The 5895-nt window shown below is 44.0% G+C and carries 6 protein-coding genes; all 6 read left to right on the top strand.

Annotated features, from left to right (window positions below; translation table 11 throughout):
• Positions 1-127 precede the first annotated feature (127 nt).
• The 6 genes from HUJ19_RS12650 (at position 128) to rpmE (ending at position 5841) form a co-directional block, all read left to right on the top strand.
• Positions 128-439 carry a hypothetical protein gene (locus tag HUJ19_RS12650; RefSeq protein ID WP_290624632.1) on the top strand — a complete coding sequence of 104 codons (312 nt, stop codon included), beginning with the start codon at positions 128-130 and terminating at the stop codon, positions 437-439.
• A gap of 317 nt (positions 440-756) precedes the next feature.
• Positions 757-1287, top strand: coding sequence for a hypothetical protein (locus HUJ19_RS12645; RefSeq protein WP_290624630.1), 531 nt, complete (start codon positions 757-759; stop codon positions 1285-1287).
• Between the two features lie 51 nt (positions 1288-1338).
• Positions 1339-1950: a hypothetical protein gene (locus tag HUJ19_RS12640; RefSeq protein ID WP_290624628.1), complete on the top strand. Its 612-nt coding sequence runs from the start codon at positions 1339-1341 to the stop codon at positions 1948-1950.
• A 23-nt stretch (positions 1951-1973) separates the two neighbouring features.
• The gene (locus HUJ19_RS12635) at positions 1974-2828 is read left to right on the top strand and encodes a molecular chaperone (RefSeq protein ID WP_290624626.1); all 855 of its coding nucleotides are present in this window, start codon (positions 1974-1976) and stop codon (positions 2826-2828) included.
• A 68-nt stretch (positions 2829-2896) separates the two neighbouring features.
• Complete coding sequence (locus tag HUJ19_RS12630) at positions 2897-5488, top strand: carboxypeptidase regulatory-like domain-containing protein (RefSeq protein ID WP_290624625.1); 2592 nt, start codon at positions 2897-2899, stop codon at positions 5486-5488.
• A gap of 143 nt (positions 5489-5631) precedes the next feature.
• Positions 5632-5841, top strand: a complete 210-nt coding sequence (rpmE, locus tag HUJ19_RS12625) for a 50S ribosomal protein L31 (RefSeq protein WP_290624623.1) — start codon at positions 5632-5634, stop codon at positions 5839-5841.
• Positions 5842-5895: the final 54 nt, after the last annotated feature.

Genomic DNA, 5895 nt, shown 5'->3' with positions numbered 1-5895 from the left:
ACTGGTACGACTTGTGTTCAAGAAAAAGTCTGCTAATGTAGCAATGGTTACAAGATTTGCTAACAATAATGTTGATTAAACACAAGATATACGTAACACACAACATCAATACAAATGGGGGTAATCTATGAAAATCGGTACTTTAGCTTTTTTAGCCGGCCTGGTCATCGCAGTCATCGGAGCGTTCGTTAATGTCGAATGGTTTCCGTGGGTATTGGCAGCGTTGGGATTAGTTGTTGGCTTTTTGAATATTTCAGGTGGTGAGACTCGTCGCTTCCTGATTGCAGCGATTGCTTTTATGATGTCAGCATACTCATTGGATTCATTACCAATGGTTGGCGAAATGATTGGCAATATTATGCATAATATTGGTTACTTCGTAGGTTCGGCTGCTTTGTTGGTCGCTATCAAAGCGCTATTTGAACTCAGCAAAGACTAGTTTGTTGACTCGAGTTACACCTAATTGGTTTTATAATAGTAATAATTGTACATAACTTTGAACGACCCAGACGGGTCGTTTTTTTATGAGTTTCCCTGTCAAGTAATTTATTCTAACTAATTCAAATATAAAGAAATGGTAAGTCAAATTTGCATTAATCTGTTTAAAATATAAGCAGTTGATTTTTGGTGTTTGTATCAAAATGTATCAAATCACGCGTACAAAATTCATACAAAAAGTAATGCGGATCTGACTCGATCTTTTATTTGTTTCTGTGATACAGTTCGCAAAACTCGACTCCACAGAGGTTATCTCCCATGACATTTTTGAAAAGAACTGCTTTGACCGTAGGTTTGTTACCAGCATTTATGCTTGCACCAGCAGCTAATTCAGCTTCATTAGACGTTGATGTAGACATTTCTCTACCGAACGTTGTAATTCTATATGGTTATACAGACATTGACTTGACCATGACTGCTGATCAGTTTGGTCCTCTACTTGATTCAAATTGTACTGCGGATGACTGTTCTGTTGCAGATACTAACCCTAAGTCAGGTGTTTTAGACGGCGGTACAGTCGACTTGGCATTTACTAACAATGCTGCAGGCACTAATCCAACAATTACATTGGACAACAGCTGGGGTGTTCGTAGCTTTGGTTACACTGCGTTGACTCCGACTATTACAGATAATGGTAGTGATGCACCAGTTGGCAATCTTGCTATTGAGCAAATCACTACACCTTCTGCTTCACTGCAAACTGGTTCTGTATCATTTGATTTAGACTTGTCGCAAATCAGCACGAATAACGTGCGTGCTAGCTACACAATCACTGTAGTAGGCTCTTAATATCGAGTTTGCAGGTCTATTCAAATGTTTGCCTGTGCAAAAAAGCCGAGCATGAGTTGTTCGGCTTTTTTTGTCTTAAGCCTGATAACATCGCTCAGTCTGTTGGGCGCTGGTAAAGCCGATGCTGCTCAGCAGGAAACTGCTCGTTGTGAATCCTCGCGCTTATCCATTCAGCTTAGACGCGGTGATCTAGCAGGTACCGGTAATAATAATTCTTCACAATCCATTGGTATCAATACTACCAAAACTGGTCAGGTGACCATTGGCACGCCAATCGATCTCAACATTGCTGCCGATGTTAACAGTACCTTTAATGGGATTGTAACAACTGACACCAGTGATTGGGTCTGGAGAGCGACATCTACCAGTGGTGGTGGATTTAAAGGTTTCCTGACAGCACAGTTTGTATTTAGTGGTTTGGCGATTGGCGACAACAAAATCTGTAGTGGGTCAAACTCATGTCTAACGGTTACCAATGTCGAAAGCATTGTAACTAATCTGGAATACAAGCAAGGAAGCGGCAAGCTAATATCTGCAGAGGGCAGAGTGCGACTAACTGTAGATGTAAGCCAGGCGAATGAATCGGGTAATTATCGCTCCAATATGTCAGTCAGTATTTATGATAATTGGAACGGTAACCAAGCGCTGATAGACTGTATTTAATCCTCCAAACCCAAGAGCCCGGTATGAGTTATTTAAACAACAAAAGTTATAGTTTTAAAGTCGCGCTTTTATTATTGGCTGCTTTATTGTTTACCGATGAAGTTAGTGCTGCACAAAATCTAGAGCCAAAACTGGCTATCTCACCTTCGCGAATAGAAATATCACCAGAGAAAAAAGCGAACGAAAGCATTACAGTTTTGAATCTAGGAAGTAAACCGATGCAGGTTGAAGTCTATGTGCAAAATTGGGACTTTGATGCCAATAACAATTACCGAGCACTGCCTCCTAATGAGCAAAGTCTAGACCAGTGGCTGATTATTAATCCGGTACGTTTAACCATTCCAGCAAAAAGCCAACAAACTGTTCGTCTGGCGGTGCGTCCCAGAGTCGAACCTGAACCGGGAGAGCACCGTGCAATGGTCTTTTTTCGCCAGTTAAACGAAGATGGCAAGGGGTTTAACTTTAAGTTTAATGTTGGTGTTCCTATCTACGCCTATTTCGGTGACGTAAAGCGCAAAGCTGATGTGCTGGGGATGGAGTTTGATCCTATCAAGTTACAGTTTGTATTTGATATTGCCAGCAAAGGTAATTCTTATGTACGCCCTGAGGGGGTCTTTGTAGCCATGAAAGCTACGGATGCCGGTTCGGATGCTGACATATTGAAAAGATTAGATTTAGAGAAAATGACCGTTGATGGGCTGGGAGCTCTTGCCAGCGGCAAGCTTTCGGCTAAACCTGTGTTTGCCGGCACACGTCGTCAAGTCACTTCTCCTGTGCCGATTAAAGAAATATTAAATGAACCCTATGTAGTTGCTATTAAGGTTACATTGGCTGGACAGACATTTTCAGAAGTTTATCGCATTAACATTGGGGAATAAGTTCTACATTGAAAGCTACTTTATGGACAAAGTTCATTTTGTCAGGCGCGCTATTGTGCGTGCCTTCGGTGGCCTATTCTCAAAGCAAAAGTAATTCCTTTCTAGATAAAGCCAAAGATCCATTGGAGCTACACCGTCCGGTAGAGGTCCAGAACGCCTTATTTGATGCTGCTAGCTCCGGTCAGGGCGGTGGACGAGCTTATGGTTTCCGAAAAATATTGGTCGGACTTGAAGTTAACAATAAGGAAGTTCTGGTACTGGATATTGTCCAGACCGAAAGTGACTATCTCGTTCCAATTAAAGAAGTATTTCCAGTTATACAGGCAACCTATACCTTAGAGCACGGTGTTTTGACCATTCGGGTGCCGGGTAGTGAGGTTGAAATGTCATCGCGGGTAACCTATCGCATTGATGGGGAGTTGTGGGCATCGCTTGGTACTTTGAATGAATATTTGAAGGTGAATGCGCGTTTTGACCCAGCAAAATATGCAGTGACATTTTTACCGCCGTGGCAGGAAGAAACTAAAAAACAGGACGCTCCTGCTGAGACTTTAGACGTTGAGTATGGCCCCGATCCTTTCAGCCTACGGCAGATTCGTTTATCGCACGAAGCTCTGGGCGTAGAACGGGACGACGAAGCACTGGAGTTTGATGTCATCTCTGAGCGGAGTGAGCTGGTTGCAACCGGTTCTGCTTTTGAAGGCTCCTGGCTAATCGATGCTGAAAAACTCAATGATGAAAGTTGGAAGATGGATGACTATTTCTGGACAAAACGGAGCGATCATCATCAGTGGCTTATTGGTAAACAGACGGTCAGTCCATCGGTCATCTCACCAGCAGTGACCCTGACAGGTGGGCAATATTTCTACAGTAATCAGGCAATACCCTATAACGCTTATCAGGACATATCTCAGTCGAGCTTCTTTCGTGAGCTTGGTAATTCCGTGCAGCGTATTCGTGGTACTGCCGAGCCGGGCGCCATTGCTGAACTCTATGTAAATAATCAATTGGTTGGTGAAACTTTTGTCCGCCTTGATGGTACCTACGATTTTGGTGAGTTCAGAACCGAATCGAGCCTTTTTAATGAAATTGAAGTAGTCATTCTGGATCCGGTTAATCGGGCTGAACTGGAAAGACAGCTTAAAACCCGAGCCAGCTCGGATTACTTGCTGAATGAAGGACAGGTGGTTACCAGTGTCGCCCTGGGCAGGAAAGGCAATTGGCTTGATCCGGATTATCGGGATGATGGCGAGGCAGGGATGTTTTTATACCGCTATGGTATTTCTGATAGTACGACCATAGAGGCCGGATACTTGCTGGATGATACTTCAGTAACTACTACGGGGTTGGTGTCATCTCTGGGCAATAACTTTGTAGGGGCTTTGCGTGTTGCTGATCGAAATGACGCGACGGCAACTCAGTTAGAGCTGGATGGCTTTGGCAAGAACTGGCGTATGGCAACTTATGTACGTCAGGAAGAGGCGGGTTATGTTGAGGGTAGGGGCGAGCAAACTACCTCAGCCAACGGCTATTATTATTATACACCGGATCCGTCGCTAAGATTAGAGCTACTTGGTCGTTACCAGGAAACTGGCAGCGAGGTAAGCTACATAAAGCCAGGTATATTTTACAGTCCTACCAATAGTTTTTCTGTAGGGACACGCCCTGATGCGGACGGTGATTATCGCACAGAGCTTTTCTATCGCCCTTCTCAGGATGCTCGCTTCCGGATAACCCACAAGTCAGAGGAGCAAACCGGGCGTTTTGAGTGGAATGCTTCGGATAACGTGAATGGCTATATGTCTGGCCGAATGTACAAGGATACAATCGACGAGAGAACGTATGAAAATACGATTATCGAGAAAGCCGTCGGATTTTATTGGTATCCGGATAGTTGGACCGATTATCAACAATTCAGATTTGAGTTAAATCATTCGAATGAATACGGGGTAGGTGTGTTCACGGAATACAGAACTCAGTTGATGCCCGGGGTTTACTTCGATTTACGATTACGTGATGCTGATCCTCAGTTTGATGGTGGTCTTTCGGCATTTGCCAGAATCTCCATGGACTTCGCAGTGGCTAAAGGTAGCCTGGTGCCCAGCAGCAATCGGCTTGCCTATAATACTGCTGGGACTATTGCCGGCACTTTGAAAACCGATGGTGATTGCTCTCAGTTGGAGCATGTCAGTGTACTATTGAATGGTGTGGCCTATAAGGTGCCTGTCAAGGCCTGCACTTTCTATCTGGATTATGTCACACCGGGACTTTATAAAATTATGCTGGATGGCGAGTTCATGCCGATTGATATGGTGCCGGATGATGACAGTCATGTCATAAAAGTGGCGCCATCTTCGGTTACTCACGTTGAGTTCGAAGTTAAGTCTGAATATAGCGCCATGGGGCAGCTGCAATCAGCAAATGGGCAGGCCTTGTCCAATGTTAGATTGACGCTGTTTAATGAAAAGGGCGAAGTTATGACCGAAACCTTAACCGATCAGTTTGGCTATTACAGAGTTGATGGGCTGGTAAATGGTCACTATACCGTTAGTGTGGTTGGTATTGGCGGGCAAAAATTAGCCGAGCGCAGCTTCACCATTGATGGGGATTTCCTGTTTGGGGTCGATGTTGTGATGCCGCCGTCATTACCCAGACAGTAAGGAATTGACCGATAAATCAGGCCTTGAGGCTTGATCTGAATGGTCTGTAAGCGTATGATCGCGCTTCTTCAAATCTTGAGTGGTGTTTGGCGCAGAAATTGAACTGTTGCCCAAATGGCGACTCGCAACAAGAGAGCACTATTATGAAACAAGGTATTCATCCAGATTATAAAACTGTAACTGCTACTTGCAGCTGCGGTAATGTTATCGAAGTTGGTTCGACAGGTTCTGATATCAACCTGGACGTATGTTCAGCATGCCACCCATTCTATACTGGTAAACAGAAGATTGTTGATTCAGGTGGCCGTGTAGATCGTTTCCGTAAGCGTTTCGGTAGCCGTAAATTAAAGTAGGGGCTGATCCAGATAACTATAATTTAGTATTATCTGGAAATGAAGAAAAGTAAA

It is taken from the genome of Kangiella sp. (assembly GCF_014762745.1).
Classification (GTDB): domain Bacteria; phylum Pseudomonadota; class Gammaproteobacteria; order Enterobacterales; family Kangiellaceae; genus Kangiella.
The sequence above is the reverse complement of the archived record's forward strand: the minus strand, read 5'-3'. Positions and strand labels throughout refer to the sequence as shown.